The sequence below is a fragment of the Halorubrum sp. SS7 genome (assembly GCF_005435055.1).
Classification (GTDB): domain Archaea; phylum Halobacteriota; class Halobacteria; order Halobacteriales; family Haloferacaceae; genus Halorubrum; species Halorubrum salinarum.
In genome coordinates, this window is the sequence record NZ_SGXV01000005.1 from 69,185 (window position 1) to 95,348 (window position 26,164).

Sequence of the window (26,164 nt, forward strand, 5' to 3'; positions counted from 1 at the left end):
GCGCTCGCGTCGAGCGCGGCGCTCACTCCCGCCCGTGCGTCTCGATGTTCTCCCAGACGACGGCCATCAGCTCGCCGGTCTTCGCCACGAGGTCTTCGACGGCGTCCTCGTCGACCCCGGCGGCCGACGCGCAGCCGAGGTCGCGGATCGCCTTCGTCGCCGACACGTGGTGGACGTGGACCCGGTCGTCGCCGGCGCACTCGTAGACGACGGTGGTACACGGGAGCATGCCGGCGAGCGTCGGGTCGATCCGCAGCGCGTCGTACGCGATCTCGGGGTGACAGACGACGATCAGCGCCGTCCGCTCGACGTCGTCGCGGCCGAGCATCCCCTCGATCATCTCGTCGAGCCGCGTGACGCGCACCGTCTCGAAGTCCGCGAGCTCGTGTTCGAGCTGGACGAACGGCACCGCGTCGTCGAAGGGGAGGTCGACGGTCGTGTGGAGCGCCTCGTCGGCGGTCGGCGCGGGGGGTGCGGCGTCGCTCATGCGAGCCTCTCACACCCCACCCGGCTAAACGGGTTTCGCCGTCTCAACACCTGCCGCTACCTCCGACGGGCAGGGTCGGTCCGGCGCGGCGGAGACGGTCGGGGCGCGAGCGCGCGGCCCGGCGACCCGTCGCGGTCGACGCCCCCGTCAGACCTTAGCCCGGCGCGTCCCGTGCCCCCGTATGGCGCACTCGGGCTTCCACTCGCTCCGCGAGGAGACGGCCGCCTCGCTCCCCGTGACCGGCGACCTGCCGGACTGGCTCCGGGGGAGCCTGATCCGGAACGGTCCCGGCGCGTTCTCGTTCCCCGACGGGAGCGCCGTCGACCACTGGTTCGACGGGCTCGCGATGCTCTACCGCTTCACCTTCGACCCGGGCGGCCGGGCGAGCGGGGGCGGTGACGCGGTCCACTACCGGAACCGGTTCCTCCGGACCGACGCGTACGAGGCGGCGCGGTCGGGGGAGTTCGACGGCGGGTTCGCCACGGGCGAGACCACCCTCCGATCGCGGCTGGCGGGGTTCCTGACGGCGCCGTACGACAACGCGAACATAGTCGCCGAGCGGGTCGGCGACCGCTACGTCGCGCTGACCGAGTCCCCGCGCGGCGTCGGCTTCGACCCGAACACGCTGGCGACGACCGGACCGGTCGACCGCGAGGGCGACGCGCCGAGCGGCCAGCTCTCCTGTGCCCACTTCAAGCGGGACCCGGCGACCGGGGCGCTGGTCACCCTCGACACCGAGTTCGGGCGGACGAGCCGGTACCACGTCACCGCCTGGACGCCGAGCGGGGACCGCCGGCACGTGGCGACCGTGCCGACCGAGAAGCCGGCGTACATACACAGCTTCGCGCTCACGCCGCGGTACGTCGTGGTGACGGAGTTCCCGCTCCGGCTCGACCCGCGGCGGTTCCTCAGGCCTGGGCGACAGGCGCCGTTCATCGAGCAGTTCGAGTGGGAGCCGGACCGCGGCACTCGGATCGCCGTCGTCGACCGGACGACCGGCGCGGTCGTCGCGGAGCCGGTGACCGAGCCGCTGTTCGGCTTCCACCACGTGAACGCCTTCGAGCGGGCGGGCGGGAGCGAGGTCGTGTTCGACTTTGAGACCGTCCCGGACGCGACGGCGATCGACTCGCTGTACCTGGAGACCGTCCGCGCCGGCGAGATGGGCGCGATCGCGGGGCGGGTCGACCGGTTCGCGGTCGACCTCGGCGGCGCGGTCGGGACGGACCGCTACGGCGCCGCGGAGGCGACGGTCTCCCGCGAGCGCCTGTCCGACGAGGGCACCGCGCTCCCGACCGCGTCGCCGGCGCGCTGGTGTCGCGAACACCGCTACGTGTACGCGATGGGTATGGACGCGCCGGTCACCGAGTGGGCGCGGCGGGTCGTGAAGCTCGACGCGGAGACGGGCGCGACCCGGACCTTCGGCGACGGGGCCGACTACTTCGGCGAGCCGGTGTTCGTCCCGGCGCCGGACGGCGACGGCGAGGACGACGGGGTCGTGCTGACGGTCGCGCTCGACGTCGACGCCGACCGGTCGCGGCTGTTCGTCCTCGACGGCGAGACGCTCGCCGAGCGCGCCCGGGCGACGCTGCCGCACGCGGCGCCGTTCGACTTCCACGGCCGGTACTTCCCGGAGCTCCGGGCGGCCGCGGCGGAGTGACGGCCGCCGCCTCGATCGACGCACCCGACCGTCCGGCGGGGGTCGAGCGCCGGCGGTCGGCGGTCGACGCACCGGCCGGGCGTGGGGGTCGGCCACAGACCTTTGCGGCTGGCGGCCGTCGGTTCGGCTATGACCGACGACGAGGCCGCGGGCGACGCGGTGACCGAGTGGGACGGCGGGTTCGGCTGGATCGCGCGTCCCGAGGAGGAGGCTCGCCGGGCGAGCCACGCGCTGGCGACGGATGACGGGGTCTGGGTCGTCGATCCGGTCGACGCCGACGGACTCGACGACCGCCTGCGCGAACTAGGCGACGTGGTCGGGGTCGCGGTCGTCCAAGACCGCCACACCCGGGACGCCGAGGCGGTCGCGCGACGGCACGACGTTCCCGTTGCCGCGCCGGAGTGGGCGTCGCTTACGCGCGAGAAGCTCGACGGCGAGGCGGCGCCGCTCGGGCCGGCGCTCGACGGGACGGGCTACGCGGTCCGCGACCTGATCCGCCGCGATGACTGGGAGGAGGCCGCGCTGTGGGACGCGGCGGCCGGGACGCTGCTCGTCCCCGAGACGCTCGGCACCCTGCCGGCGTTCACCGACGGGGACGCCGCGCTCGGCGTCCATCCAGCGATCGACGACCCGCCGAGCTGGCTCGCCGACGCGGACCCCGACCGGGTGCTCGTGGGCCACGGGTCGAGCGTCCACGAGGACGCGAGCGCGGCGCTGGCGGCGGCGGTCGGCGACCGCTGACGACCTGTCGCCGAAGTAGAACTATTACGCCAGAGACGCGCGAACGTCCCATGAGGGACGGATCAGCCGGCTCTGAGGCGGGCGCCTCGCCCGGACGACCGAGGCCGGGCCTCAGAGGAAAACTGCCGCGAGAATCGGGATGCTCCGGCTGGGATTTGAACCCAGGTCCTTGCCGTGAGAGGGCAAGATGATTGGCCGGACTACACCACCAGAGCGCGTCCGTTCGTCGCAATCAACGGTAGGAAATGAGATTGTAAAACAGTTCCGTTTCGACCCCGCCGTGCCCCGGTTTGTCGTGCCGGGGCGCGCTCAGACGTCGACGGCGAACGGCTCCGGTCCGGCCGCGTGATCGCCCGCCGCGGCTCCGATCGCGGCGAGGAGGTCGGCGACCTCGTCGAGGTCCCCCGTGTCGATCACCTCGACCGGCGTGTGCATGTACCGGTTCGGGATCGAGACGTTGAGCGCCGGGGTGCCGCCGCGGACCGTGTAGAACGCGTCCGCGTCGGTGCCGGTGCGGGTGCCGGCCGCCTGTAGCTGCACGTCGACGCCGGCGTCGGCGGCCGCCTCGCGGGCGAGGTCGACGAGGACCGGGTGGTTCGCACTGCCGCGGCCGATCACCGGGCCGGCGCCGAGCTCGATCGGGCCGCGGTGCTCGCGGTCGACGTCCGGGTTGTCGGTGGCGTGGGTGACGTCGACCGCGACGAAGGCGTCGACGGCGTCGAGGTCGACGCCGACCATCCGCGCGCCCTGGAGCCCGACCTCCTCCTGGACCGTCGAGACGGCGTAGACCGTGGCGTCGACGTCGCGCTCGGCGGCGCGTCGCAGCCCCTCCGCCGCCGCCCACGCGCCGGCGCGGTTGTCGACCCCGCGGGCGGCGATCCGGTCGCCGACGAGGTCGCGACGGCCCGTCGAGAACGTGACGGGGTCGCCGACCTCGACGTGCTCGCGCGCCTCGGCGGCGTCCTCGGCGCCGATGTCGACGAACTGGCCCGCGACGTCCTCGTACTCGTCGTCCGCCTGGTCCCGCAGGTGGATCGCGGTCTGCCCGACGACGCCCTGGACCGGCTCGTCGGCGTGGACCGTGACGTGCTGGCCCTTCGAGACGGTGCGGTCGGAGCCGCCGATCCGCCCGATCCGGAGGAAGCCGTCGTCGAGCACGTCGCGGACGATGAACCCGATCTCGTCGGCGTGGCCGGTGACCGCGACCGTCGGCGCGTCGGGGTCGCCCTCGTGGACGGCGACGGCGTTGCCGTAGGCGTCGGTTTCGACCCGGTCCGCGAACTCGCGGACGTAGTCGGTCCACACCCGCTGGGCGGCCGTCTCGAAGCCCGAGGGGCTCGGCGTCGCGAGGAGGTCGTCGAGGAACGCTCTGCGCGCGTCGTCCATGTCCGTGGCTGTGGGGCGGCCGGCAAGAAAACGTCGGTGTCGGATCCGGCCGGGACCGGTCGACACAAGCGCTTTGAGGTGCCCGCCCGTCCGATCCGTATGGACATCCTCCGAAGCGTCCGGACCGTCGCCGAGGCCGAGGGGCCGGGCGTCGTCGATTGGGACCGGGCCGCGGCGGCCGCGAAGGACGCCACCGACCCCGGATCGGTCGCGCTCTCCGACGCGGAGCGCGCGGGGTACGCCGGCGACGTGCGCGACGCCCGCTCGCGGCTGGCCGAGGTCGCCGGGATCGAGTTCGACGTGCCCGACACCGTGGAGGTACAGAACCGCCACCACTGGATCGACGCGAGCGTCGACACCTTCCGGCGCGTGATGGACCCGATAGAGGCGGCCGCGGCGGGCGACGCGGGCGGTCGGATCGGCGCGGACGCGGGCGGCGACGCCGACACCGACTCGCCGGACGTGTTCCCCGACGCCTCGTCGGGCCCTGTGGGGCCCGCGCTCGGCGCCGGGTTCGCGCGGGACCTCTCGCGGGTCGCCAACACCGGGTCGATGGCGTTCGCGCTGGGGTTCCTCGCGCGCAACGTCCTCGGCCAGTACGACCCCCTCCTGCTCGCCGACGAGCCGGACGCCGACCACGGGCTCTACTTCGTCCATCCGAACATCGTCGCGGTCGCGAGCGCGCTCGACGTTGAGTACCCCCGGTTCCGCCGCTGGATCGCGTTCCACGAGGTGACCCACGCCGCCGAGTTCGGCGCGGCGCCGTGGCTCCCGGAGTACCTCGAATCGCGCGTCGAGCGCGGGGTGGAGGGCATGGTCGGCGGCGCGGGCGGCGTCGAGGGGACGGCCGGTCGCGGGCTCGACCCAGACGCGTTCGCGGAGCTCCAGGCCGCGATGACCGCGGTCGAGGGGTACGCCGAGGTGCTGATGGACCGCGCGTTCGACGGCGAGTACGCGGACCTCCGGCGGAAGCTCGACGAGCGCCGCGGCGGCGGCGGGCCCGTGCGGCGGCTCGCGCAGCGCCTGCTCGGGCTGGGGCTCAAGCGCCGGCAGTACGAGCGCGGCGCCGCCTTCTTCCGGCACGTCGCCGACGAGCGCGGCATCGAGGCCGCGGGCGCGGTGTGGGAGCGCGCCGAGAACCTGCCGACCGGGGCGGAGATCGACGACCCCGAGGCGTGGCTCGTCCGCGTCGACCCCTGAGCCGCGCGTCGACTCACTCCAGTTCGGCGTCGCGCTCCCGGTGCCGGTCGCCGCGGTCGGGCTCGACCCGGTCGAGCCGCTCGTCGAGGTCCTCGGTCGCGAGCAGCCGGTCGAGCCGGCGCTCGAACTCCGCCTCGTCGATCTCGCCGCTCGCGTAGCGGTCGCGCAGCGCGGCCACCGGCCGCTCGGCCGTCGCGTCGCTCGCGGCCGGCGCGTCGGGCTCGTCGGCCGCGACGAGCGGGAAGTCCTCGCCCAGCACCAGCACCAGCGGGATGAGGATGAAGAAGCCGGTGATGAACGTCGCCGGGATCAGCGGCCCCAGCGCGGTCGGGAGGAGGACGGCCAAAAGCGACGTGAGCCCGAACGAGAGGATCGCGATGAGCCCGATGAGCCGCTTCTTCTCGAACGTGGGGAGGGCCATACGCGAGTGCTGTCGTCGGCCCGACAAAAGCGTACTGCCGTCGGCCGAGGCGACCGCCCGCGACCGACGCCTATTCGTCGCGGGCGCGCCCACGGCGATCCGTGCTCAGGTACGTGACGACGAACCCGGGGAAGGTGCGCGAGGCGGAGCGGTACCTCCCGGACGGCTCGGTGGAGCGGCTCGACTTCGACTACGCGGAGGTCCAGGCCGACGAGCTCGGCCCCATCGCGGCGCGGGGCGCGCGCGAGGCGTACCGCCACGCCGACGCGCCGGTCCTCGTCGACGACGCGGGGCTGTTCGTCGAGGGCCTCGACGGCTTCCCGGGCCCGTACTCCTCGTACGTCGAGGAGACGCTCGGGATCGAGCGCGTCCACGACATCGCCGCCGACCTCGACGACCGCCGCGCCGCCTTCCGCTGCGTCCTCGGCTACTGCGACGGCGAGGGGTTCGCCGCGAGCCCCGACCCGGTCGACCGGGGCGACCGCGACGCGGCCGCCGCGGCCGGGCCGGACGAAGGGGGCGAGGGCGGCGGGAGCGGCGGCGACGCGGGCGGGGCGGACCCGCTCCCGGTCAAGCTGTTCGAGGGGTACGTGCCGGGCCGGATCGTCGCGCCGCGGGGCGACGGGGGCTTCGGCTACGACCCGATCTTCGAACACGACGGCGAGACGTTCGCGGAGATGGACACCGACCGGAAGAACGCGGTGTCGCACCGCGGCCGGGCCTTAGAGAAGTTCGCGGAGTGGTACGCGGACCGGTAGGGCGGCCGTTCCGTGGCGATCTGACCCTCAGGTCGCGGCCGCGATCGCGTCCGTGAGGAGGTCGGCGCCGAGGTCGATCTCGCGTTCGGTGACGTCGAGCGGCGGAAGGATCCGGAGGACCTTGTGGCCGCACGCGAGCGTGAGGAGGCCGCGAGCGAACGCCTCGTCGACGACCGCGTCCCGCCGCTCCTTCGTGTCGAACTCGACGGCGAGCAGCAGCCCCTTCCCGCGCACGTCCTCGACGGGGTCGAGGGCGGCGTCGCACATCGTCTCCGTGAACTGCCGGCCGCGGGCGACGGCGTTGTCCATGAGGTCGGCCTCCTCGATGGCGTCGAGGGTGAGCGCGCCCTGCGCGGCGGCGATCACGTCGCCGGCGCCCCACGTCGAGGAGAGCCGGCCGGTCTCCTCGGGGAACACGTCGCTCCGCGAGACGGTCGCGCCCACGCGGAGGCCCTTCGCGCTCGCGATCACGTCCGGGTCGTACGCGTAGTGGTCGGAGCCCCACATCTCGCCGGTGCGCCCGACGCCGGTCTGGATCTCGTCGGCGATCACCGTGATGTCGTGCTCGTCGGCGAGCGCGGCGATCTCGTCGGTGAACGCCTCGGAGGGGAACCGGTAGCCGCCCTCGCCCTGGATCGGCTCCATGATCAGGTACGCCACGTCGTCCGGGTGGACGTTCCCCCGCTTCGGGTCGAGCTTCCGCCGGAGCCGGGAGACGCCGTCGGCGAAGAAGCCGCACGAGCAGGTCTCGGGCGAGCAGGTCCGGTCCTCGCAGAACGGGACCTCCGTGACGCCGCTGACCTCCGGGAAGTCGCGGCGGTACACCGACTTCGAGCGGTTGAGTGAGAGCGCGCCGAGCGTCCGGCCGTGGAACGCCCCGTCGAAGGTGATCGCGTACTTCGCGCCGTCGGAGGCGTCGTAGGCGATCTTGATGGCGTTCTCGACCGCCTCCGCGCCGGAGTTCGAGAGGAAGACGGTGTCCATGTCGTAGTGGCTCGTCAGGTCGGTGAGCCGGTCCATGAGACCCGACGAGCCGGGGATCCCGTCCCCGGGCGCGGGACCGCCGGCGGCGTAGAAGTCCTGGCCGGCGATCTTCAGGGGGTCCACGAGGTCGAACTCCGCGAGCCGGTCCATGATCAGCGGGTTGTTGTAGCCGAGCGGCGCGGCGGCGACGTGGCTGGTGAAGTCCATGAGGACGTTGCCGTCGACGTCGGTACAGAACGGGCCCTCGGCGGGGGCGGTACGGTCCCAGACGAACTCGTAGACGTAGGTGCTCGGCGCTGCCGACTCGTGGTGGTAGTCGACCCACTCGCGAGCGCGCTCGCCGGGGAGGTCCGAGACGGCGGGCGTGGCGGTGTCGCGATCCATGCGTCGGGGTGGCACGCGGACGAAATAAATCCGGGGCGATCGCGAGAACGTTGGAGAAATATCCAACCGAACGCGTCACACCTTACCGACCGTCCGGGAACGAGCCCGTTCGCCGGGGCGGTCCGCCGCCCGGAGGTGGTTGTTAATTACTCCCAAGATCCGTTGAGTTTTTATAGAATCGCTACCCTATTACTAGTTGAGTTCGAGGTGGTCAGCAATGCCCATGCTCGAACCGGCGAACACGTGGACGCAAGGACTCGACTTCCCGAGCCGACTGTTCGAATCCGGTAGCAACGACTACGAACTGTACGAGGAGGACGGCGAGTTCGTCCTCTCGGTCGAACTACCTGGGTTCGACCCAGCCGAGATCACCGCCTCGTGGAACGACGGCGTGCTCAACGTCGCCGGCGAACACGAGGACGAGCGGCGCGGGACCCGCCGGACGTACCACCGGCGGTTCCGCTTCCCGAAGGCGATCGACGAGGACGGCATCCGGGCCGAGTACCGGAACGGCATCCTGACGGTGCGGCTCCCCGTGACCGTCGAGGGCGCCGTCTCCGGCACGGAGATCGAGATCGAGAGCTGAGCCGGACCCCCGCCGGCGACCCCCCGGTCTCCGGATCGCCCGCGTCGGCCGGTGAACCGCCGGTCTGCGGCCGTCCGTGTTCCTTCTCCCGTTTCCGTCGGGAATCGCGTTTTTCAGCGCCGTTCGCCCGAAGCCGCCGGTGCGACCCAGCACGTCTTTTATCCTCCGCCGCGACGGGAGACGCATGAACCGCGAGGAGTTCGCCGCCAGCATCGACCACACCGTCCTCGGCCCCGAGACGACCTGGGACGACACCCGGACCGTCCTCGACGAGGCCGCCGCCCACGGGATGAACGCCTGTATCCCGCCGTGTTACGTCGCGGAGGCGGCCGACTACGAGAACGCGCCCGAGGCGATCGCCACCGTGGTCGGGTTCCCGCACGGCCAGCACGCCCCCGAGGTGAAACGCGACGAGGCGGTCACGGCCTGGGAGGCGGGCGCCGACGAGGTCGACATCGTGATCAACGTCGGCCGGCTGAAGGCGGGCGACGACGGCGCGGTCGCCGACGAGCTCGCGGACGTGGTCGCGGCCGTGCCGGTCCCGGTGAAGGTGATCATCGAGACCGCGCTCCTCGACGACGCCGAGAAGCGCCGCGCCTGCGAGGCCGCGGTCGCCGCCGACGCCGACATGGTGAAGACCTCGACCGGCTTCGCCGACGGCGGCGCGACGCTCGCCGACGTCGAGCTGATGAGCGAGTACCTGCCGGTGAAGGCCTCCGGCGGCGTCGGCTCCTACGAGGAGGCGACGGCGATGCTCGACGCGGGCGCGGTCCGGATCGGCGCCTCGTCGGGGGTCGCCATCGTCGAGGGACACCCCGAGGCCGGCGGCGAGACGCGGTCGGCGGACTAGGCGTCGTCCCCGTCGGCAGGCCGGTCCCGGCCGTCGCCGTCGGCGGCGAGACCGGGGTCGCCCGCCGAGTCACTCTCCGTCTCGGCCGGCGAGTCGCTCTCCGTCTCGGCCGGCGAGTCGCTCCCCGTCTCGGCCGGCGCTCGGACGGCCGTACCGTCGGTACCGGCGCCGTCCGCCTCCGCGCCCTCGATCTCCTCGGGCGCGACGTCGACCTCGAACGCCGAGACCGACTCCGAGAGCGACGCGGCCTGGTCGCGGAGCCGGTCCGCGTTCTCCGCGATGGTGGTGACGGTCGCCGTCTGCTCCTCGGCGGCCGCGGACACCTGCTCGGAGCCGCTCGCGACCTCGCCGCTCACCTCGGCGACGTCCTCGACGCCCTCGACCGCGCGCTGGGTCGACCGCGCCTGGTCCTCCGCCGCCTCGCTGATCTCCTGGACGCCGTGGTTCGTCTCCTCGACCGCGTCGACGACCGCCTCCAGCGACGACGACGCCTCGCGGACGGTGTCCGACCCCTCGTCGATCCGGGCGTTCGTCTCGCGGATGTCCGCGACGGTCTCGTCGGTCTCCTCGCGGACCGCAGCGATCTCCGACTCGATCTCGGCGGCCGCCTCCTGCGTCTCCTCCGCGAGTTCCTTGACCTCGTCGGCGACGACCGCGAAGCCCTCGCCGGCCTCGCCGGCGCGGGCGGCCTCGATCGAGGCGTTGAGCGCGAGGATGTTCGTCTGCTCGGCCACGTCCGTGATGAACTCGACGACCTCGTCGATCTCGTCCATGCGCTCGTCGAGGGCCTCCATCTGCTCGACCGCGGCCGCGGAGCGGGCCTCGATCGCGTCCATCTCGTCGAGCGCCTCGGCGGCGGCCTCGCGCCCCGCCTCGCCGCGCTCGGAGGCGGCCTCGGCGGTCTCGGCGACGGACGCCGCGGACGACGCCACCTCCTCGATGCTCGCCGAGAGGTCGCTCATCTCGTCGCTGACCGAGTCGAGCCGCTCGTCCTGTCGGACCGCGCCGTCCGCGATCTCCTGGATCTGCTCGCTGACGGTCCCGCTCGCGGTCTCGACCTCGTCGGCGCCCGCCGCGAGCTCAGCGCTCGCGTCGTCGACCTCGCCGGCGAAGGCGGCGACGCGCGCGGTCGTCCGCTCCAGCTGCGCGACCATGTCGTTGAACTCCTCGGCGATCTCGCGCATCGCCTCGCGGTCCGCGTCGGGGTCCATCCGGCGGGTGAGGTCGCCGTCGGCGACGGCGCCCATCACCTCGCTGTAGTCGGCCGCCCGCGCCTCCATGTCGCGGGTGACGGCCTCGGCCTCCTCGCGGGCCGCCTCGGCCTCGTCGGCGGCGGTCTCCGCCTCCGCGATCCGCTCGCGGAGCGCGTCGCGCATCTCGGCGAAGCTGGTGAACAGCCGCCCGATCTCGTCGACGCGGCCGGTCGACAGGTCGACGTCGAGGTCGCCGGACTCGATCCGCTCGGCGCGGTCGCGGAGCCGCGCGAGCGGGACGACCGTGCGCCCGCCCAGCACGACGCCGACGGCCCCGAGCGACGCAAGCGTGAGGAGGAGCAACAGCAGCACCGAGTTCCCAACGTCGTTGCGCACGGCGAACGCCGTCGACTTCGCGACGCTCGTCACCGCCACCCAGTCGGTGCCGGGCACGGCCGCGTACGCGTGGACCTCGTCGTCGCCGATCGTCGTCGCGGTCGTGGCGTTGCCGTCGCGGACCGCCGCGATCCCCTCCGCGTGGCGGTCGCCGTCGACCGTCCCGTCGATGTCCAGCACGGTCTCGCCCGCGGCGTTGAGGATCGTCGTCTCCTCGCCGGTGTCTGTGTCCTGGATCCGTTCGAGCTGCGGCTGGATCCGCGTCACCACGACGAGGTACCGGCCGTCGGCCCGCGGCACGGAGCTGGCGAACGCCATCACCGGCCGGTCGTTGAGCACGGGCGAGCGGTACGACCGGGCAGAGCGCCAGACGCGGTCGTTCTCGCCGACCCCCTCGGGCACGTCCGCGTCGCTCCACGGTGCGTTCAGCTCGCTCGGCGCGCGCCCCTCCAGGGGCCGCTCCGTGCTGGCGACGACGCGGTCCTGCGCCGCGTCGACGAGGTGGATGCTGACGATGTCCTCGGAGAGCAGCTGGTCTTTCAACAGGACGTACGCCGCCGCGCGGCGGTCGGACCGGAGCTCGTCGGCCGCGGACATCGACCGGGTCTGGGTGGTCATCCGCTCGGTCCACGAGCCGATCGCGTCCGCCTGGAGCCCGCTGGTCTCCGCCAGTTGGGTCGTGGCGTCGGTCTCCACCGCTTCCCCGGTCTGGAGGTACGTGAACGCCCCGCCGGCCGCGACGACCGCGGCGACGACGAGGAACGCGAGCGCGAACTTGGCGGCGTACCGCCGGCGGACCGCGTCGGGGAGGACGCGACCGACGGCGCTCGCCAGCCGTTCGAGCGGTCCGGCGCTCATCGGTCGACCGCCTCCGGATCGGTGGGGACCGACAGCTCGCCGGCGACGATCCGCTCGCCGGAGTCGGCGATGGCCGCGCGCACGTCGTCGGGGATCACCGGTCCGAGCGTGGTGCCGTACACGAGCGCGACGCCGTCCTCCGCGAGCCCGAGCGCGGTCGTCGACCCCGTCCGGAGCGAGTCGTCGATCGTTCGCTCGGCGGCGTCGTACACCGCGGTCCCGACCCGTTTCACCATCGACCCTAAGATCACGTCCGCGTACCGCGGGTTGCTCCGCGACTGGTCGGAGTCGACGCCGATCGCGTACCGGCCGTACTCCTGTGCGGCCTGGAAGACGCCGAGGCCGCTGCCGCCCGCCGCGTGGTACACCACGTCCGCGCCCTGCTCGTACATCTCCGCGGCGGCGTCGTAGCCGGCCTCGGGGTCGTCGAAGGCGCCCACGTACGTCCGCAGCACGGACGCGTCGCCGTCGGCGTGCGCGACGCCGGCGAGGTAGCCGGCCTCGAACTTCGCGATCAGCGGGGACTCGACGCCGCCGACGAAGCCGACCGTCCGCTCGCCGTCGACGGTCCCGCCGGCCCCGACGGAGAGGTCGCGGCCCGTCACCAGCCCGGCGAGGTGCCCGGCCTGGAACGACCCCTCGTGCTCGCGGAACACGTAGTTCGCGACGTTGTCGCGGTCGACGACGGAGTCGACGAGCGCGTACTGCTGGTCGGGGTGCTCGCCCGCGACCGTCGAGAGCGCGTCCGCCTGGAGGAACCCGATACAGCAGATCAGGTCGTAGTCCGGCCGTTCGGACGCCGACAGCGCCGCCTGCGTCGTCTCGAAGTCGGCCATCGAGCTCGGCTCCTGGTTGGTGAACGCCACGTCGTGGTCGAGGCGCGCGCGCTGGATCCCCCGGTTGGCCGCGTCGTTGAACGAGCGGTCGTCGAGGCCGCCGAGCGCGTACACCATGCCGATCGTCGCGCTCGCGTCGGCCGAGACGGCCGGCGCGTCGTCGCCGGCGTCGGCCGCCGCGTCGTCCCCGTCGTCGATCGACGCCGTTCCGGTCGGATCGGTTCCCAGACACCCGGCGACGGCGCCCGCGACGCCCGTCCCCAGGGCGGCCGCGAACCGCCGGCGCGAGTGCGTGATGCCTCTCGTGTCAGTCATCACGCCGACATCGACGAGAGGGGTCTAAAACGCCTCCGCGCAAATTATCAACGGCAATAGTCAATATTGGTAGGTTGTCGCACGACCGGAGCCGTCGCCGTTCCCCGGACCTGAGAATCCCGCTGGCGGATTTATGCCGGGAGCGCGTACGACGGGGTATGAGTCACCAACGGCGATCGCAGGGCTTCGACCTCGACGCGGCGTTCAAGGCGTTCGGCGCGGTCGGCATCGCCATCTCGGTCGCGCTCATCGTGGCGGTGTTCGCGCTGACCGACCCGTTCGGCGAGTACGTCACCGCGTCGCCGGCCGTCTTCGGCACGCTGCTCTCGGCGGTCCTCGTCGTCGCGGTCGGGTACACGACGCACGCGCTCCGGCGCCGGTGACGAGCGAGCGCCCGGCGCGGCGGCGACCGCGGCGCCGAGAGACATAAACCGCTCGCGGGCGGAGCGACGCGCATGTCCGACGAGCCGACCGACGAGGCGGTGGAACGCTTTCTCGACCGAGCGGCGGCCGCGCTCGACGACTACGATCAGGGGTACGCCGACGCGGACGCGACGCTGGCGACGCTGCGGACCCACGTCGACGAGCTGGCGGCGACCGTCGAGGGAGACGGGGACGGCGCGTAGGCGCCGACGAGCGGGGACCGGCGTCGGGGCGGCTACGGCCCGGCCCCGATCAGCTCTCGCACGCGCCCCACGCGCTCCGCGAATTCGGCGTCGCCGCGGTCGCGCGGGCGCTCGATGTCCACGTCGACGATCTCGCGGACGCGCCCCGGGTCGGCGGCCATCACGACGATGCGGTCCGCGAGCGTCACCGCCTCCGCCACGTCGTGCGTGACGAAGAGGATCGTCTTGCCGGTCGATTCCCACACGTCGAGCAGCTCGCGCTGGAGCATCTCGCGGGTCTGGGCGTCGACAGCGCCGAACGGCTCGTCCATCAGGAGGAGGTCCGGGTCGACCGCGAGCGAGCGGGCGATGGCGACGCGCTGTTTCATCCCGCCCGACAGCGACTTCGGGTAGGCGTCGCGGAACTCCGTCAGCCCGACGAGGTCGAGCATCTCGTCGACGCGCGCCTCGCGCTCGGCGGGCGAGCGGTCGCTCCGTTCGAGGCCGAAGCCGACGTTCTCCGCGACGGTGAGCCACGGGAACAGGTGGTACTCCTGGAACACGACGCCCATGTCCGTCGTCGGGCCCGTGACCTCGGTGCCGTCGAGGAGGACGCGGCCGTCGGTCGCCTCGGTGAGCCCGGCCGCGATCCGGAACAGGGTCGTCTTCCCGCAGCCCGACGGCCCGACCAGACAGACGAACTCCCCGTCCGCGACCGAGAAGGACACGTCGTCGAGCGCGCGCACCGAGCCGCCGTCGCCGTCGCCGGGGTACGTCTTGCCGACGCCGTCGAGCGCGACGCTCGCCTCGCTCGGCGCTGGGGGGTCTCGCCCGTTGCGCTCGGCGGCGTCGGCCGCCCCGTCACCGTTCACGCCCGCCACGCCAACGCCCTCCGTTCGACCGCGCGGAACGCCACGTCGACGAGCAGGTACATCAGGCTCAACACGAGGATGTACGCGATCGCCCGGTCGACGCGGAGGTTGTTGCTGGCGCGGATGATCTCGCGGCCGACCCCGGGGACGCCGAATATCTCCGAGGCGACGACGAGCATCCAGCACCGGCCCAGTCCGGTCCGGATCCCGGTCATGATCCCCGGCAGCGACGCCGGCAACACGATCGACCGGACCGCGTCGAGGTCGCCGCGGACGCCGAGCGTCCGGCCCACGTCGAGGAGGTCCTCGCTCACGCCCTCGACCGCGCCGTACGCCGCGTAGAAGTTGATCCAGAACGCGCCGACCGCGATGATGAAGGCGGCGCCCCAGTCGTTGATCCCGAACCACGCGATCGCGAAGCCGATCAGCGCGAGCGGCGGCACGGGCCGCAGCGTCCGCACGAGCGGCGCCGTCAGGTCGTCGAGCAGGCGGCTCCAGCCGAACGCGACGCCGGCGGCGACGCCGAGCCCGGTCCCGGCGACCGTGCCGGGGATCCAGTGTCGGACGCTCTGGTAGAGCGCCGTCGTCATGTCGCCCGCGGCGAGCTCGCTCGCGAACGCGCCCGCGACCGCGACCGGCGAGGGGAGGACGAACGGATCCTGCGTGAGCGAGACGGCGTGCCAGACGACGAGGAAGCCGGCGACGCCGACGACCCCGCGGAGCAGTCGCCGGCCGTCGCCGAACGCGACGCCGGCGAGCGCGTCCCCCTCGCCGGCGGCCGATGCGGTTTCGGTCGCCATCAGAGCGAGCCGTACACCTCCAGGTCGAATATCTCGTCGGTCGACAGCTGCGCTTCGATCTGGCCGTTGTCGGCCGCGAACTCGGAGAACACCTGCGTCGCCTCGGTGATCTCGTTGGGGTCGGTGATGAAGTTCGACAGCGGCGAGTCGAGCGCCTTCCGCGCGCGGTCGACCGGCATCCCGATCCCCTCCTCGACGTGCTCGGCCGTCGCGTCGGGGTTCGCGTCGATGAACTCGGTCGCGCGGACGTGCTGTTCGAGGAACTGCGCCGCGAGCGGCGAGTCCCGGACCGCGTCGCTCATCAGCGTGACCGCGGCGGGCTGGCCGGGGAGGACCTCGGCGGCCGTGCGGAGCATCGTCACCGAGGAGCCCTCGGCCTGCGCGATGGTCGGCACGGGCTCCATGATCGAGGTGCCGTCGATCTCGTCGTTCGCGATCGCCTGCCAGACGGAGCTTGCGCCGTTGATCTCGATGATCTCGACGCTGTCGTTCGCGGCGGGGTCGACGCCCACGTCGCGGAGCCAGTAGCGGAGCAGCACGTCCGGGACGCTCCCCTGCGGGAACGTGCCGAAGGTGAACGGCTCGCCCCGCTCGTCCGCCCACGCCGCGAACGCGTCGGCGCCCTGCTGTTCGAACGTCTCGTGGAACGACTCCTCCGCCATGATCCCCATCGGCTCGCGGATGTTCGCGGCGGTCACCTGCGCCGAGATGCCCCGGTCGATCGCGATCATCGCGGGGACGATCCCGAACATGGCGATGTCGATGTCGCCGCCCCCGAGCGCCTGGACGATCGCGGGACCGTTGCCGAACTCCTGGCCGGTGATCTCGGCGTCGACCTCGGAGAAGTACCCCTCACCCTCCATCACGTACCACTGGAGGTCGGGGTAGATCGGCATGTGCGCCACCGTCAGTTCGTCGAGTCCGCCGCCGCCCATACAGCCCGCGAGGCCGACCGTCGCGGTTCCGCCCGCCGCCGCGAGGAACGACCGCCGCGACGCTGTCAGATCTGAGTCGTACATACCATTCCAAGCCGCCGGGCGGGCAACACCCTCGCGTCACCAGCAACTGCGGCGGATTCCGATGACGGACATAATCACATAATTCGACGTTAGAGGGGCTGAAAAGCCTGTAATCACCTTATCCGGTATTTCAACCCGTCACCGAATGACGCAATTATTGCTTCCACACGCCCCCGTCGGTGTCGGGCGCTACCCGCGAGCGCTCGCGGACGCGGGTTCGCGGGCGCTCGCTCACGCCTCCTCGTCGAACAGCCCCAAGTCCTCGGCGACGAGGTCGGCGAGGCGGTCCTTGATCGCGGGGTCGACCTCCGCGACGGACTCGCCGCCGTGCTTCTGGGCGTTGTGCTTGTCGAGCGCGTCCGCGAGGTCGTCGAGCGGCACGCGGGTCTCCGTCTCGCACTCGTCGCACACGATCGGGACGGACGGCTCGTCGGTGGACATTACGCCGACCATCGCCCGTGTCGGATATATGCCTTCGGGCGTCGACCGGGAGACCGAGACCGGCGGCGCCGCCCGCGCCGTCGAGTCCGCCTCCGGCGACGCGAACCGCCACCGTCTACTGGCCCCGCCGCGACCCTCCGGCATGCACGTTCTCGTGACGGGGGCCGCGGGCGGGATCGGCGGGGGCGTCGCGCGCTCGCTCGCGGCCGCCGGCCACGACGTCCTCGGCGTCGACCGCGACGCGGACGGCCTCGCGGCGCTGCCCGACGCGGTCGAGACCGCCGTCGTCGACCTCCGCGACGAGGCGGCGGTTCGCGGCCTGCTCGCGGACCGCCCGCTCGACGCCGTCGTCTCCTGCGTCGGCGGCTACGAGATCGCGTCGGTCGAGGACACCTCGGCCAAGGCGTTCCGCCGGCAGGTGGACACGAACCTGACCGCGGTCCACGTGACCGCGTCCGCGGCGCTCCCGACGCTCCGCGAGCGCGGCGGGCGCGTCGTGGTCGTCGGCTCGATGGTCGGCTCCGTGGCGCTGCCGTACCACGGCGCGTACAGCGCCGCGAAGGCCGGGCTCGACGGGTACGTCGACGCGCTCCGCCGCGAGGTCGAGCCGCTCGGGGTCGACGTCGCGCTGGTCGAGCCGGGGCCGGTGCCGACGGGGTTCAACGAGCGGGCCGCCGCGGCGGTCGCCGGCGCGGGCGGCGAGGGGTCGTACGCCGACGCCTACCGGGAGTTCGAGGGGTACTCCCCGGCCGCCACCGACGTCGAGACGGTCGTCGAGCGCGTGGTGACCGCGGCGACCGCGGAGCGACCGGAGACGCGCTACCGGGTGAGCCGCCGGGCGCGGTGGCTGCCGCGGATCGCGCGCGTCCTGCCCAACCGGCTGTACGACCGGCTCGTCCGCGCCGGGCTCCCCGGCGGGCTCCTGTGGCGGCTGCTCAACCGGTGAGTCGCGGCGCCGCGGGGCAGGGGCGCCGGCGCGGACGGAGCCCCGCGCTCAGTCGTCGGCGGCGCCGGAGGAGGGCTCCTCGGCGTCGTCCGCGGGCTCCGTCTCGGAGGAATCCGGATCGGCCGCGTCCGCCGCGGCGCCGTCCTCCCGGGCGTAGAACTCCTCGGGCGAGGCGTCGATCCGCTCGAACTCGCCGAAGTCGCGCTCGTGGTGGCGGATCATCTGCTCGACGATCCAGGCGCTGTACCGCTCCGAGAACGCCCAGTCGGCGTCCGCGTCGTCGACCTCGAACCGGCCGTCGGTGGCGAGCGCGGCGTACAGGTGGTAGAAGCCGAGGACGACGTCGCCGAAGTCCTTCGCCTCGCCGCCGATCGCGCGGCGCTTCTCGGCCAGCTCCTCCCGGCCCGCGTCGGTGAGCGCGAAGTACTTCCGGTCGGGCTCGTCGGCGCGCTCGACGCGCTCGGCGACGCCCTCCTCCTCGAACTTGTAGAGGATCGGGTAGACGGAGCCGTAGGAGGGCTCCCAGTGCCCGCCGCTGATCTCCGTTATCTCGCCGAGCAGCTCGTACCCGTACCGCGGGCGCTCGTCGAGCAGCTCCAACACGAGGTACGAGATCAGTCCTTTCGGCGGGCCGCTTTTCCGCATCGTCCGGACATTTCGGGGTCGCGTCGAAAGGGTTTCGGTCACGGTGACTGCTGACGCGAGCCGCGACGATCCGGGGGGTTCGGGCACTTCGACGGCTCCGGAGCCCGACCGAACAGCCACGTGCGGCGGCGCGTGCCTCCGAGGCCGCTTTGCGGCCGAGGAGCGCGCGCGAGGGACGCCGCGAGCGAAGCGAGCGGCGAGGCTGGGGAGGCGTGAGGTGTAGGGCGGGGCTCGAAGGGGCAGCCGGGAGGCGGGCGCAGGCGAAGTAAGTAGCGTGGCGCTACGCGCCACGGAAAGCCGGCGGCGAAGCCGCCGGCGACACCGCAGGGAGCGAACGCAGTGAGCGACCGAGGCGCGCAACGAGCGTGCGCCCGCCTCCCGGCTGGGGCTTCGGCGGTCTCGGTAACGGAGTCCCCGTTAGCGGAGGCACTCGGGTACACCCGAGCGGCTGGGACTTCGAAACCGTTTGTGCCGCTTTCCGCACCGGCGCGACCGGCGACGGTCCGGCCGATTACTACGTCTCGGGACGACCCGCAAACCCCTAAGTCGCGGGGCACCAACCCGGCGTATGGTCGAGGCTCCACAGACCGCCGAAGGGTGGTTCTCGCTACACGACTTCCGCTCGATCGACTGGGACGCCTGGCGTGAGGCGCCCGAGTCCGAGCGAGAGCGGGCGATCGAAGAGGGCGAGGCCTTCCTGAAACACCGCGAACTGGTCGCCGACGCCGACGACGGCGAGTCGGCGCTGTTCTCCGTGCTGGGACACAAGGCCGACCTCCTCTTCTTGCACTTCCGGCCGTCCCTCGACGACCTCTCCGCGATCGAGCGCCGCTTCGAGGACACCGCGCTCGCGAAGTTCACCGAGCGCGAGACCTCCTACGTCTCCGTCACCGAGGTGTCGGGGTACGTCTCCGACGACTACTTCGAGGAGGGCGCCGACGCCGTCGACGAGGGGCTCCGCCGGTACATCGAGGGGAAGCTGAAGCCCGACATCCCGGACGAGGAGTACGTCAGCTTCTACCCGATGAGCAAGCGCCGCGGCGAGGAGCACAACTGGTACGACCTCGAGTTCGAGGAGCGCGCCGAGCTGATGGCGGGCCACGGCGAGGTCGGCAAGGAGTACGCCGGCAAGATCAAGCAGGTGATCGCCTCCTCCGTCGGCTTCGACGACCACGAGTGGGGCGTCACGCTGTTCGGCGCGGACCCGACCGACATCAAGGACATCGTCTACGAGATGCGGTTCGACCCCGCCTCCTCGCGGTACGGCGAGTTCGGCGACTTCTACGTCGGCCGGCGGTTCCCGCCGACCGACCTCGACGCCTTCCTCGCCGGCGAGCCGGTCCCGACCGGCCGCGTCCCCGAGCGCGACAGCGCCGGCCACCCCCACGGCGGAGGCGGCCACGGCGACGAGGGCGGCCATCACGGCGAGAGCGGCCATCGCGGCGACGACGCGCACGGCGGCGGCGAGGGCCACGACCGCTCGGGCACGGGCGGCGGCTCCGCGCACGGCGACCACCCCCACGGCGACGGAGACGGCGGCGAGGGCGACCACCCGCACGGCGAGGACGGCAGCGACGACGGGGGCGCGGACGAGGACATCCGCGGCGAGCTCGCCGACCTCGACATCTACGCCGGGAAGCCCCACGGCGAGGACGTGTACGCCACCGTGCTGTACAGCGAGGCCGACACCGGGGAGCTGTTCGACGAGGTCGAGGGGCTCCGCGGCAACTTCGACCACTACGGCACCCACGTCAAGACCGCGGTGTACGAGGGGCGCCACACCGACCGCGCCGCGGTCGTCTCCATCTGGGACACGGCGTCGGCCGCCGAGACGGCGGCGGGCTTCCTCTCGGAGCTGCCCGACATCGTCGCCCGCGCCGGCGAGGAGTCCGGCTTCGGGACGATGGGGATGTTCTACACCGTCAAGCCCGACTACCAGACGGAGTTCGTCGAGACGTTCGACGACGTGGGCGAGCTGCTGGCGGAGATGGACGGCCACGTCGAGACCGACCTGATGGTGAACACGGAAGACGAGAACGACATGTTCATCGCCAGCCAGTGGAACGCGAAGGAGGACGCGATGGCCTTCTTCCGCTCCGACGAGTTCTCCGAGACCGTCCAGTGGGGCCGCGACGTGCTCGCCGACCGCCCGCGGCACGTGTTCCTGGCGTAGGCCGACCCCGCCCCGGACTCCCCGCTCCGACCGCCGGGTTTTAGGTGCCGTTGCGGCGAACGAGGGTCCATGTTCGACACCATCGTGGTCGCGACCGACGGCTCCGACAGCGTCCGGCGGGCCGTCTCGGTCGCGGTCGACGTGGCGGCGCGGTTCGACGCCGATGTCCACGCGGTGTACGTCGTCGACGCCGGCGAGGTGGAGTCGTCGCCGGACACAGTCCGCGAGGACCTCCGCGACGCGCTCGACGACCAGGGGCGCGACGCGCTCGACCGCGTCTCGGCGGCGGCGCGCGACCGCGACGGCGACCTCGGCGTCACCATCGAGGTCCGGGAGGGCCGCCCGGCCTCGGAGATAGACGCGTACGCCCGCTCGGTCGACGCCGACCTCGTCGCGATGGGCACCCGGGGGCGCCACGGCGAGAACCGCTTCCTCATCGGCTCCGTCGCCGAGCGCGTCGTCCGGACCTGTCCGATCCCCGTGTTGACGGTCCGCCAGTTGACCGAGGAGGACCCGCGCCGGACGACCGTCTGAGGGGGCGCAAAAGCGGCCCGACGCCGCGGCCGACGCGAGAGCGGCGGAGTTTTCCGGCTGCCGCCCGCCTCGACGGTATGGACGACGACCTCATCGACGCGGGGGACGCCCCCCGATCGCGGTACACGAAGCTCCCAGGGAAGGGGTTCTTTTACCCGGACTCGCTGGACGACGAGCGCGCCGAGCGCCGAGCGCGGGAGACTATCGAGGGCAGCGAGGCGGTCGTGATCGCCGACGGCGACGCCGACGGCCTCGCCTGCGCCGCGATGGTCCGCGAGGCGTACGACGCCGCGCTCGACGTGGCGCCCTTCGAGGACGCCATCGCGGCGCGGCTGGAAGCGGGAGGCGACGAGAACGACGACGCGGACGCGGGCGACGAAGATGCGGACGGCGACGAGACGGCGGACGACGACCCCCTCGCCGACGCCCACGCCGAGTCGCCGGTCGGGCTGCTCTCCGCCGGGCCGTACTCGATCGACACCGCGCTCGAACGGGTCGAGGCGTACGCCGACCCCGGGATCGACCTGTTCGTCTGCGACCTCTGTCCCGACGACTACGAGTGGATCGCGGAGCCGCTGGAGGCGCTCGCGGAGTCGACCGACACGATCCACTGGTTCGACCACCACCAGTGGGACGACGCGACCGCGGCCGCGGTGCGCGACGCGGGCGTCGACCTCGTCGTCGGCGACTCCGACGAGGAGTGCACCGCCGACGTGACGCTCCGCTCGCTCGACCACGCGTTCGACGACCGCTGGACCGAGCTGGCCGCGGTCACGCGCGACCACGACCTCTGGATCAAGGAGGACTCTCGGTCCGACGACCTCGCCGACTACTCCTACTGGGCCGGCGCCGAGGAGTACGCGGCCGTGATCGGCGCCTACGGCGTCGACCTCCCCGAGACGGTGCGGTCGTTCGTCGAGGAGCGCCGCGTCGAGAAGGAGGCCCGGATCGACCTCGCGGTCGACCGCGCGGTCACCCACGAGGTCGGCGACTGGCGCGTCGCGGTCACCTACGGCCGCTGCTCGCAGAACGAGGTCGCGGAGGCGCTCCGCGAGGCCGGCGCCGACGCCGCCGTGATCGTCAAGCCCGCCGGGTCGGCGTCGATCCGCGGCTCCGAGGACTTCCGCCACGCGCACGAGGTCGCCGGCCGCGTGAACGGCGGCGGCCACCCGCAGGCGGCGGGCTGTAAGCCCGACATCTACGACGACATGCTCGACTACGCCCACCACTGGAGCACCGAGGGACAGGCGTGTAAGCGCGTCATCCTCGCGGCGTTCGAGGCGGTCGCCGAGGAGGTCGCGGCCGACGGGAGCGACGCCGACGAGGCCGCAGCGGCCGAGTAGGCCGATGGCCGAGGTCCTCGTGGCCGGCGAGACGCTCGTCGACTTCGTGCCCGGCGAGGGGGAAACGCTGCGCGAGGTCGACGGCTACGCCCACCGGCCCGGCGGCGCGCCGGCCAACGTCGCGGTCGGGCTCGCACGGCTCGGCTCGCCGCCCGCGTTCTGGACGCGCCTCGGCGACGACGCGTTCGGCGAGTTCCTCGCCGAAACGCTCGCTGCCGAGGGGATCCCGGAGACGCACGTCGAGCGCGTCGACGGGAAGACGACGCTCGCGGTGGTCGCCCCGCCCGGTACGGACGGCCCGCGGTTCGACTTCTACGGCTCGCGAGACGCGACGTTCGGGTTCGACCCGGACGCCGTGCCGAGCGAGGCGCTGACGGCGGAGGCGACCGGCGAGGCCGGTGACCCGCCGTGGGTCCACCTCGGCGGCGCGGCGCTGACGCACCCCGACGGGCGGGCGGCGACCCGCGAACTGCTGTCGGCGGCGACCGACGCCGGCTGCCCGGTCTCGTTCGACGTGAACTACCGCGCGGACCTCGTTCCGGACGGGAGCGGAGCGGCCGCGTCGAACGCGGTCCGCGAGGCGGTCGCCGCGAGCGACGTGGTCCTGTGTAGCGCCGAGGACGTGGCGGCGGCCGGGCTCTCGACGGACGACGGGGCGGCGCTGGCCCGCGACCTGCTCGGCTTCGGACCGCACACAGCGGTCGTCACCCTCGGTGACGAGGGCACGCTCGCGGTCAGTTCGGGGGCGGCGCCGTGGGGCGCCGCGACCGTCCGGCACGACGGGTTCGCCGTCGACGCCGTCGACGCGACCGGGGCGGGCGACGCGTTCACCGCGGGGCTGCTCTCGCGGGTCGCGACCGGGAACGGGGGACGGATCGGCGGCGAGGACGACCCCCGCGACGCGCTCGCGTTCGGCAACGCGACCGCCGCGCTCTCGGTGCGGTCGGTCGGCGGGATGGGGTCGATCCCGTCGCGCGATGAGGTGGCGGCGTTCCTCGCGGAGCGGGAGTGACGGGAGAAGGGGAGCGGGTCGAGAAAGGACGGACCGGAGCTCGGAGCGTCGCCTACGAGGAGGACGGCGACATCTCGATGTTGAGGCTCTTCTGGACGAGCTGCGTGAACGCCATCGAGCAGAGGAAGTACCAGAGGATCCACATCTGGATCGGGCCGACGATCCCCGTGTCCCACGTGACGGTCCCGGCGAGCGGGACGACGAGCTCCTGGGCGGCGACGGCCGGGTACGCGGCGTCGGAGCCGCGGTAGCCGATCACCCAGAACATCCAGAGGAACGCGGGGATGGTGAGGAACATGATCCACACCATCGGGCGGAACTGCTCTTTGAACATGCCGAGCTGGTCGCCCATCGCCTCCATCTGCTCTTCCTGGATCTGGTCGAGCGCCTCGTCGTCGTCGCGCTTCTCGGCCTCCTTCCGGCGCTCCTGGATGTCCTTCATCCGCTCTTGATACGCGCCCATCTTCTCCATGTCCATGAGCCCGGCGCGCAGGAGCGTCGAGTACAGCCCCGTGCCGAGCGCGATGACCATGATGACGACGTAGAACGGGACGATGTTCAGGAGCGGGCCGAGGACCACGTCGATGGCGCCGGCGATCGCGTCGCGGACCGGCGGGACCGCGTAGCCGACGAACGCGCCGACGGTCGCCAGCCCGGCGAGCTTGTCCCACTTCGACCAGCTGGTCGTCTCGGGCGTCTCCACGTCGCCGCCGCCCCCGTCGTCGTCTTCCATGCCGGCCTCGATGCAGTCGCGGTCGGCCAGGGCGAACCCCTCCTCGCCGTCGACGAGGATCTCCTTCTCGATGAGCCGGCCCCACTGCCCGCTCGTGATCTCGTCGCGAACGTCGACCCAGCGGACCTCGCCGCCGCTGGCGTTGTCGAGGACGGTTTGGATGGCGTCCCGCATCTCGCCGTCCTCGCGGACAAGCGAGCGGACTCGCCGTTCGACTTTGCTCATTACCGGCCGATTAGCGGTCGACGGTTAAGAAGCTTGTAGAATCGGCGCTCGAATCGACCCGAGGCGACGCGGGTCGGTTCGCGGCGCCGGGGCGCGTCGCCCTTCGACGCGCCGGGTCAGTTCTCGACGACGTCGCGGATCCGCTCGAAGACCTCGTCCGGGGTCGCCTCGCCGTCGACCTCGACGAGAACGCCCTCGTCGCGGAAGTGGTCGACCACGGGCTCGGTGTTGTCGTAGAACACTTCGAGGCGCTCGCGGGCCGTCTCCTCGGTGTCGTCCTCGCGCTGGACGAGGTCGCCGCCGCACTCGTCGCAGACGCCGGGCTCTTCCGGGGGCTGGAAGTCGACGTGGTAGTTCGCGCCGCAGTCGTCACAGACGCGGCGGCCGGTGAGGCGGTCGACGAGCACCTCCTCGTCGACGTCGAGGAGGACGACCGCGTCGAGGTCCGTAATCTCAGAGAGGTACTCGGCCTGGTCGAGGTTGCGCGGGTAGCCGTCGAGGACGAACCCGTCGGCGTCCTCGAGCGCGGCCTTCACGATCTCGTTGACGACCGGGTCCGGGACCAGTTCGCCCGCGTCCATGAACGACTTGGGCGTCCCGTACTCCGTCTCCATCTCCTTGTTCGCGCGGAGCGCGTCGCCGGTCGTGACGTGTTCAACGCCGTACTCGTCGGCGAGCTTCGCGCTCTGCGTCCCCTTCCCGGCGCCGGGCGCCCCCAACAGCAGAATTCGGTGACTCATACCGGAGCGGTCGCGGGCCGCCCCTAAAGGCTTGAAGATTCCGGCCAGCCCTACTCGTCGCCGTCGGCCTCGCCCGCGGATCCGCCGGCCCCCTCCGCGGCCGCCTCGTCGGCGCGGAGCCGCAGCCCCATCTCCAGTTCGAAGCTCTCGGCGTCCGAGGTCTCGAAGCCGATCTTCTTGTACAGCGAGACCGCGGCGCGGTTCCACCGCTCGACGGTGAGCCACACCTTCGCGACGCCGTTCGCCTGCCCGTGCCCGAGCAGCCCGCGGATGAGGTGGGTGCCGATCCCGGCGCGCTGGTACTCCTGGTGGACGAAGATCGCAAGCTCGTAGGCGTCGCCGTCGGGCACGAGCGTCGCGTGGCCGGCCGCCTCGTCGCCGCACCAGGCGATCACGTTGTAGCAGTCGTCGCCGAGGATGGCGCCGAGCCACTCGCGGATGCGCTCCTCCCCGCCCGGCGGGATCCCCTGCGCGCGGTCGGCCGGGTCGAAGGCGTCGTACATCTCGACGAGCGCCTCGCGGGCCGCGTCGTCCCCCTCGTACGGCCGGATCTCGATCTCGCGGTCCTCGCGGTCCGTGAACGCGGTCGGCGGCGGCGGGAACTCGTCCGCCACCGCGTCCGGGTAGCCTCGGTCGCTCATCTGACTAGCGTCACCGATGTCTTGGCGTTCAACAGGACGAACTCCGCGATCGACCCGATCGTGATCTTCCCCATCGGGCTCGTGTGGCCGCCGCCGAGGACGATCTCCTCGAACCCCTCGGTCTCCGCGATCTCGACCAGCCGGCTCCCCGGGTCGCCCTCGACGCGCCGCACCTCGGCGTCTATCTCGGCGTCGTCGACCGCCTCCCGGGCGCGGTCCATCACGTCGCCCGGAGCGACCGACGAGTCCTCGTTGTCGACCACGGCGATGGTCAGGTCGTCGTCCGCGACCGCCGCGCGCTCGACCGTCCGGTCGAGCGCGCGGAACGAGTCGTCGCTGCCGCCGATCCCGCAGAGCACTTTCATGCCCCATCCCTCCACGCG

The 26,164-nt window shown here is 72.5% G+C and carries 28 protein-coding genes and 1 tRNA gene; 13 read left to right on the forward strand and 16 right to left on the reverse strand.

Features of this window, described 5'->3' with window-relative positions:
- Window positions 1-22: 22 nt before the first annotated feature.
- Window positions 23-487, reverse strand: a complete 465-nt coding sequence (locus tag EXE44_RS07475; RefSeq protein ID WP_137716616.1) for a DUF302 domain-containing protein — start codon at window positions 485-487, stop codon at window positions 23-25.
- A 181-nt stretch (window positions 488-668) separates the two neighbouring features.
- On the opposite strand from EXE44_RS07475, the gene EXE44_RS07480 reads away from it, so the two are divergent.
- Together EXE44_RS07480 and EXE44_RS07485 are read left to right on the forward strand one after the other, a co-directional pair.
- Window positions 669-2,144, forward strand: coding sequence for a carotenoid oxygenase family protein (locus EXE44_RS07480; RefSeq protein WP_137716617.1), 1,476 nt, complete (start codon window positions 669-671; stop codon window positions 2,142-2,144).
- A 129-nt stretch (window positions 2,145-2,273) separates the two neighbouring features.
- The gene (locus EXE44_RS07485) at window positions 2,274-2,885 is read left to right on the forward strand and encodes a hypothetical protein (RefSeq protein ID WP_137716618.1); all 612 of its coding nucleotides are present in this window, start codon (window positions 2,274-2,276) and stop codon (window positions 2,883-2,885) included.
- A gap of 140 nt (window positions 2,886-3,025) precedes the next feature.
- On the opposite strand, the gene EXE44_RS07490 is transcribed toward EXE44_RS07485, so the two are convergent.
- Together EXE44_RS07490 and EXE44_RS07495 are read right to left on the reverse strand one after the other, a co-directional pair.
- Window positions 3,026-3,100 (reverse strand) — tRNA-Glu (locus EXE44_RS07490).
- A gap of 94 nt (window positions 3,101-3,194) precedes the next feature.
- Entirely contained in the window at window positions 3,195-4,271 is a 1,077-nt protein-coding gene (locus EXE44_RS07495; RefSeq protein WP_121562861.1) for a M28 family peptidase, read from the reverse strand.
- Between the two features lie 99 nt (window positions 4,272-4,370).
- Between EXE44_RS07495 and EXE44_RS07500 the strand changes: the two genes are divergently transcribed.
- On the forward strand, window positions 4,371-5,471 hold the full coding sequence (locus EXE44_RS07500; RefSeq protein ID WP_137716619.1) for a zinc-dependent metalloprotease: 1,101 nt from the start codon (window positions 4,371-4,373) through the stop codon (window positions 5,469-5,471).
- 13 nt (window positions 5,472-5,484) lie between these two features.
- Here EXE44_RS07500 and EXE44_RS07505 read toward each other — a convergent pair whose 3' ends face one another.
- Window positions 5,485-5,892, reverse strand: coding sequence for an SHOCT domain-containing protein (locus EXE44_RS07505; RefSeq protein ID WP_137716620.1), 408 nt, complete (start codon window positions 5,890-5,892; stop codon window positions 5,485-5,487).
- A gap of 101 nt (window positions 5,893-5,993) precedes the next feature.
- Here EXE44_RS07505 and EXE44_RS07510 point away from each other — a divergent pair, with 101 nt between their 5' ends.
- Window positions 5,994-6,650, forward strand: coding sequence for a non-canonical purine NTP pyrophosphatase (locus EXE44_RS07510; protein ID WP_137716621.1), 657 nt, complete (start codon window positions 5,994-5,996; stop codon window positions 6,648-6,650).
- A gap of 27 nt (window positions 6,651-6,677) precedes the next feature.
- Here EXE44_RS07510 and EXE44_RS07515 read toward each other — a convergent pair whose 3' ends face one another.
- Window positions 6,678-8,018 (reverse strand): aminotransferase class III-fold pyridoxal phosphate-dependent enzyme, encoded by a 1,341-nt coding sequence (locus EXE44_RS07515; protein WP_137716622.1) that lies wholly within the window; start codon window positions 8,016-8,018, stop codon window positions 6,678-6,680.
- 223 nt (window positions 8,019-8,241) lie between these two features.
- On the opposite strand from EXE44_RS07515, the gene EXE44_RS07520 reads away from it, so the two are divergent.
- Together EXE44_RS07520 and deoC are read left to right on the forward strand one after the other, a co-directional pair.
- Window positions 8,242-8,604 (forward strand): Hsp20/alpha crystallin family protein, encoded by a 363-nt coding sequence (locus EXE44_RS07520; RefSeq protein ID WP_121562969.1) that lies wholly within the window; start codon window positions 8,242-8,244, stop codon window positions 8,602-8,604.
- 184 nt (window positions 8,605-8,788) lie between these two features.
- Window positions 8,789-9,454: a deoxyribose-phosphate aldolase gene (deoC, locus tag EXE44_RS07525; protein ID WP_137716623.1), complete on the forward strand. Its 666-nt coding sequence runs from the start codon at window positions 8,789-8,791 to the stop codon at window positions 9,452-9,454.
- Here deoC and EXE44_RS07530 read toward each other — a convergent pair.
- Both EXE44_RS07530 and EXE44_RS07535 read right to left on the reverse strand, forming a co-directional pair.
- A complete protein-coding gene (locus EXE44_RS07530; protein WP_137716624.1) occupies window positions 9,451-11,901 on the reverse strand; it encodes a methyl-accepting chemotaxis protein in 2,451 nt (816 codons plus the stop codon). The genes deoC and EXE44_RS07530 overlap by 4 nt on opposite strands.
- The gene (locus tag EXE44_RS07535; RefSeq protein ID WP_137716625.1) at window positions 11,898-13,052 is read right to left on the reverse strand and encodes a BMP family protein; all 1,155 of its coding nucleotides are present in this window, start codon (window positions 13,050-13,052) and stop codon (window positions 11,898-11,900) included. The genes EXE44_RS07530 and EXE44_RS07535 overlap by 4 nt, the downstream gene beginning before the upstream one ends.
- Window positions 13,053-13,210: 158 nt before the next feature.
- On the opposite strand from EXE44_RS07535, the gene EXE44_RS07540 reads away from it, so the two are divergent.
- Together EXE44_RS07540 and EXE44_RS20705 are read left to right on the forward strand one after the other, a co-directional pair.
- Window positions 13,211-13,435, forward strand: a complete 225-nt coding sequence (locus tag EXE44_RS07540; protein WP_121562869.1) for a hypothetical protein — start codon at window positions 13,211-13,213, stop codon at window positions 13,433-13,435.
- 72 nt (window positions 13,436-13,507) lie between these two features.
- Window positions 13,508-13,678, forward strand: coding sequence for a hypothetical protein (locus EXE44_RS20705; RefSeq protein WP_199241191.1), 171 nt, complete (start codon window positions 13,508-13,510; stop codon window positions 13,676-13,678).
- Window positions 13,679-13,710: 32 nt separating this feature from the next.
- On the opposite strand, the gene EXE44_RS07545 is transcribed toward EXE44_RS20705, so the two are convergent.
- The 4 genes from EXE44_RS07545 to EXE44_RS07560 form a co-directional block, all read right to left on the reverse strand.
- Window positions 13,711-14,538, reverse strand: a complete 828-nt coding sequence (locus tag EXE44_RS07545) for an ABC transporter ATP-binding protein (RefSeq protein WP_137716626.1) — start codon at window positions 14,536-14,538, stop codon at window positions 13,711-13,713.
- Window positions 14,526-15,329 carry an ABC transporter permease gene (locus tag EXE44_RS07550; RefSeq protein WP_137716627.1) on the reverse strand — a complete coding sequence of 268 codons (804 nt, stop codon included), beginning with the start codon at window positions 15,327-15,329 and terminating at the stop codon, window positions 14,526-14,528. The genes EXE44_RS07545 and EXE44_RS07550 overlap by 13 nt, the downstream gene beginning before the upstream one ends.
- Window positions 15,329-16,348: an ABC transporter substrate-binding protein gene (locus EXE44_RS07555; protein WP_137716628.1), complete on the reverse strand. Its 1,020-nt coding sequence runs from the start codon at window positions 16,346-16,348 to the stop codon at window positions 15,329-15,331. Before EXE44_RS07555 ends, EXE44_RS07550 begins: the two co-directional genes overlap by 1 nt.
- A 231-nt stretch (window positions 16,349-16,579) precedes the next feature.
- Window positions 16,580-16,789 (reverse strand): hypothetical protein, encoded by a 210-nt coding sequence (locus EXE44_RS07560; protein WP_053770698.1) that lies wholly within the window; start codon window positions 16,787-16,789, stop codon window positions 16,580-16,582.
- A gap of 142 nt (window positions 16,790-16,931) precedes the next feature.
- Between EXE44_RS07560 and EXE44_RS07565 the strand changes: the two genes are divergently transcribed.
- Window positions 16,932-17,735 (forward strand): SDR family oxidoreductase, encoded by an 804-nt coding sequence (locus EXE44_RS07565; protein ID WP_199241193.1) that lies wholly within the window; start codon window positions 16,932-16,934, stop codon window positions 17,733-17,735.
- 48 nt (window positions 17,736-17,783) lie between these two features.
- Here EXE44_RS07565 and EXE44_RS07570 read toward each other — a convergent pair whose 3' ends face one another.
- Complete coding sequence (locus EXE44_RS07570) at window positions 17,784-18,380, reverse strand: PadR family transcriptional regulator (RefSeq protein ID WP_137716629.1); 597 nt, start codon at window positions 18,378-18,380, stop codon at window positions 17,784-17,786.
- A 568-nt stretch (window positions 18,381-18,948) separates the two neighbouring features.
- Between EXE44_RS07570 and EXE44_RS07575 the strand changes: the two genes are divergently transcribed.
- From EXE44_RS07575 to EXE44_RS07590, 4 genes are all read left to right on the forward strand, one after another.
- Complete coding sequence (locus tag EXE44_RS07575) at window positions 18,949-20,553, forward strand: heme-binding protein (RefSeq protein ID WP_137716630.1); 1,605 nt, start codon at window positions 18,949-18,951, stop codon at window positions 20,551-20,553.
- A gap of 69 nt (window positions 20,554-20,622) precedes the next feature.
- The gene (locus tag EXE44_RS07580) at window positions 20,623-21,087 is read left to right on the forward strand and encodes a universal stress protein (RefSeq protein ID WP_137716631.1); all 465 of its coding nucleotides are present in this window, start codon (window positions 20,623-20,625) and stop codon (window positions 21,085-21,087) included.
- A gap of 77 nt (window positions 21,088-21,164) precedes the next feature.
- Window positions 21,165-22,430 carry a DHH family phosphoesterase gene (locus EXE44_RS07585; RefSeq protein WP_137716632.1) on the forward strand — a complete coding sequence of 422 codons (1,266 nt, stop codon included), beginning with the start codon at window positions 21,165-21,167 and terminating at the stop codon, window positions 22,428-22,430.
- Between the two features lie 4 nt (window positions 22,431-22,434).
- On the forward strand, window positions 22,435-23,442 hold the full coding sequence (locus EXE44_RS07590) for a carbohydrate kinase family protein (protein ID WP_137716633.1): 1,008 nt from the start codon (window positions 22,435-22,437) through the stop codon (window positions 23,440-23,442).
- Between the two features lie 52 nt (window positions 23,443-23,494).
- On the opposite strand, the gene EXE44_RS07595 is transcribed toward EXE44_RS07590, so the two are convergent.
- From EXE44_RS07595 to EXE44_RS07610, 4 genes are all read right to left on the reverse strand, one after another.
- On the reverse strand, window positions 23,495-24,400 hold the full coding sequence (locus tag EXE44_RS07595; protein WP_137716634.1) for a DUF106 domain-containing protein: 906 nt from the start codon (window positions 24,398-24,400) through the stop codon (window positions 23,495-23,497).
- 116 nt (window positions 24,401-24,516) lie between these two features.
- On the reverse strand, window positions 24,517-25,140 hold the full coding sequence (locus EXE44_RS07600) for an adenylate kinase (RefSeq protein WP_053770690.1): 624 nt from the start codon (window positions 25,138-25,140) through the stop codon (window positions 24,517-24,519).
- A 50-nt stretch (window positions 25,141-25,190) separates the two neighbouring features.
- Window positions 25,191-25,781 (reverse strand): GNAT family N-acetyltransferase, encoded by a 591-nt coding sequence (locus tag EXE44_RS07605; RefSeq protein WP_137716635.1) that lies wholly within the window; start codon window positions 25,779-25,781, stop codon window positions 25,191-25,193.
- A complete protein-coding gene (locus tag EXE44_RS07610; RefSeq protein WP_137716636.1) occupies window positions 25,778-26,146 on the reverse strand; it encodes a universal stress protein in 369 nt (122 codons plus the stop codon). Before EXE44_RS07610 ends, EXE44_RS07605 begins: the two co-directional genes overlap by 4 nt.
- Window positions 26,147-26,164 lie beyond the last annotated feature (18 nt).

Coding starts and splice junctions, on each gene's coding strand:
- EXE44_RS07475 (WP_137716616.1), bottom strand. CDS start 487: ATGAGCGACGCCGCACCCCCCGCGCCGACCGCCGACGAGGCGCTCCAC.
- EXE44_RS07480 (WP_137716617.1), top strand. CDS start 669: ATGGCGCACTCGGGCTTCCACTCGCTCCGCGAGGAGACGGCCGCCTCG.
- EXE44_RS07485 (WP_137716618.1), top strand. CDS start 2,274: ATGACCGACGACGAGGCCGCGGGCGACGCGGTGACCGAGTGGGACGGC.
- EXE44_RS07495 (WP_121562861.1), bottom strand. CDS start 4,271: ATGGACGACGCGCGCAGAGCGTTCCTCGACGACCTCCTCGCGACGCCG.
- EXE44_RS07500 (WP_137716619.1), top strand. CDS start 4,371: ATGGACATCCTCCGAAGCGTCCGGACCGTCGCCGAGGCCGAGGGGCCG.
- EXE44_RS07505 (WP_137716620.1), bottom strand. CDS start 5,892: ATGGCCCTCCCCACGTTCGAGAAGAAGCGGCTCATCGGGCTCATCGCG.
- EXE44_RS07515 (WP_137716622.1), bottom strand. CDS start 8,018: ATGGATCGCGACACCGCCACGCCCGCCGTCTCGGACCTCCCCGGCGAG.
- EXE44_RS07520 (WP_121562969.1), top strand. CDS start 8,242: ATGCTCGAACCGGCGAACACGTGGACGCAAGGACTCGACTTCCCGAGC.
- deoC (WP_137716623.1), top strand. CDS start 8,789: ATGAACCGCGAGGAGTTCGCCGCCAGCATCGACCACACCGTCCTCGGC.
- EXE44_RS07530 (WP_137716624.1), bottom strand. CDS start 11,901: ATGAGCGCCGGACCGCTCGAACGGCTGGCGAGCGCCGTCGGTCGCGTC.
- EXE44_RS07535 (WP_137716625.1), bottom strand. CDS start 13,052: ATGACTGACACGAGAGGCATCACGCACTCGCGCCGGCGGTTCGCGGCC.
- EXE44_RS07540 (WP_121562869.1), top strand. CDS start 13,211: ATGAGTCACCAACGGCGATCGCAGGGCTTCGACCTCGACGCGGCGTTC.
- EXE44_RS20705 (WP_199241191.1), top strand. CDS start 13,508: ATGTCCGACGAGCCGACCGACGAGGCGGTGGAACGCTTTCTCGACCGA.
- EXE44_RS07550 (WP_137716627.1), bottom strand. CDS start 15,329: ATGGCGACCGAAACCGCATCGGCCGCCGGCGAGGGGGACGCGCTCGCC.
- EXE44_RS07555 (WP_137716628.1), bottom strand. CDS start 16,348: ATGTACGACTCAGATCTGACAGCGTCGCGGCGGTCGTTCCTCGCGGCG.
- EXE44_RS07560 (WP_053770698.1), bottom strand. CDS start 16,789: ATGTCCACCGACGAGCCGTCCGTCCCGATCGTGTGCGACGAGTGCGAG.
- EXE44_RS07565 (WP_199241193.1), top strand. CDS start 16,932: ATGCACGTTCTCGTGACGGGGGCCGCGGGCGGGATCGGCGGGGGCGTC.
- EXE44_RS07570 (WP_137716629.1), bottom strand. CDS start 18,380: ATGCGGAAAAGCGGCCCGCCGAAAGGACTGATCTCGTACCTCGTGTTG.
- EXE44_RS07575 (WP_137716630.1), top strand. CDS start 18,949: ATGGTCGAGGCTCCACAGACCGCCGAAGGGTGGTTCTCGCTACACGAC.
- EXE44_RS07580 (WP_137716631.1), top strand. CDS start 20,623: ATGTTCGACACCATCGTGGTCGCGACCGACGGCTCCGACAGCGTCCGG.
- EXE44_RS07585 (WP_137716632.1), top strand. CDS start 21,165: ATGGACGACGACCTCATCGACGCGGGGGACGCCCCCCGATCGCGGTAC.
- EXE44_RS07590 (WP_137716633.1), top strand. CDS start 22,435: ATGGCCGAGGTCCTCGTGGCCGGCGAGACGCTCGTCGACTTCGTGCCC.
- EXE44_RS07595 (WP_137716634.1), bottom strand. CDS start 24,400: ATGAGCAAAGTCGAACGGCGAGTCCGCTCGCTTGTCCGCGAGGACGGC.
- EXE44_RS07600 (WP_053770690.1), bottom strand. CDS start 25,140: ATGAGTCACCGAATTCTGCTGTTGGGGGCGCCCGGCGCCGGGAAGGGG.
- EXE44_RS07605 (WP_137716635.1), bottom strand. CDS start 25,781: ATGAGCGACCGAGGCTACCCGGACGCGGTGGCGGACGAGTTCCCGCCG.
- EXE44_RS07610 (WP_137716636.1), bottom strand. CDS start 26,146: ATGAAAGTGCTCTGCGGGATCGGCGGCAGCGACGACTCGTTCCGCGCG.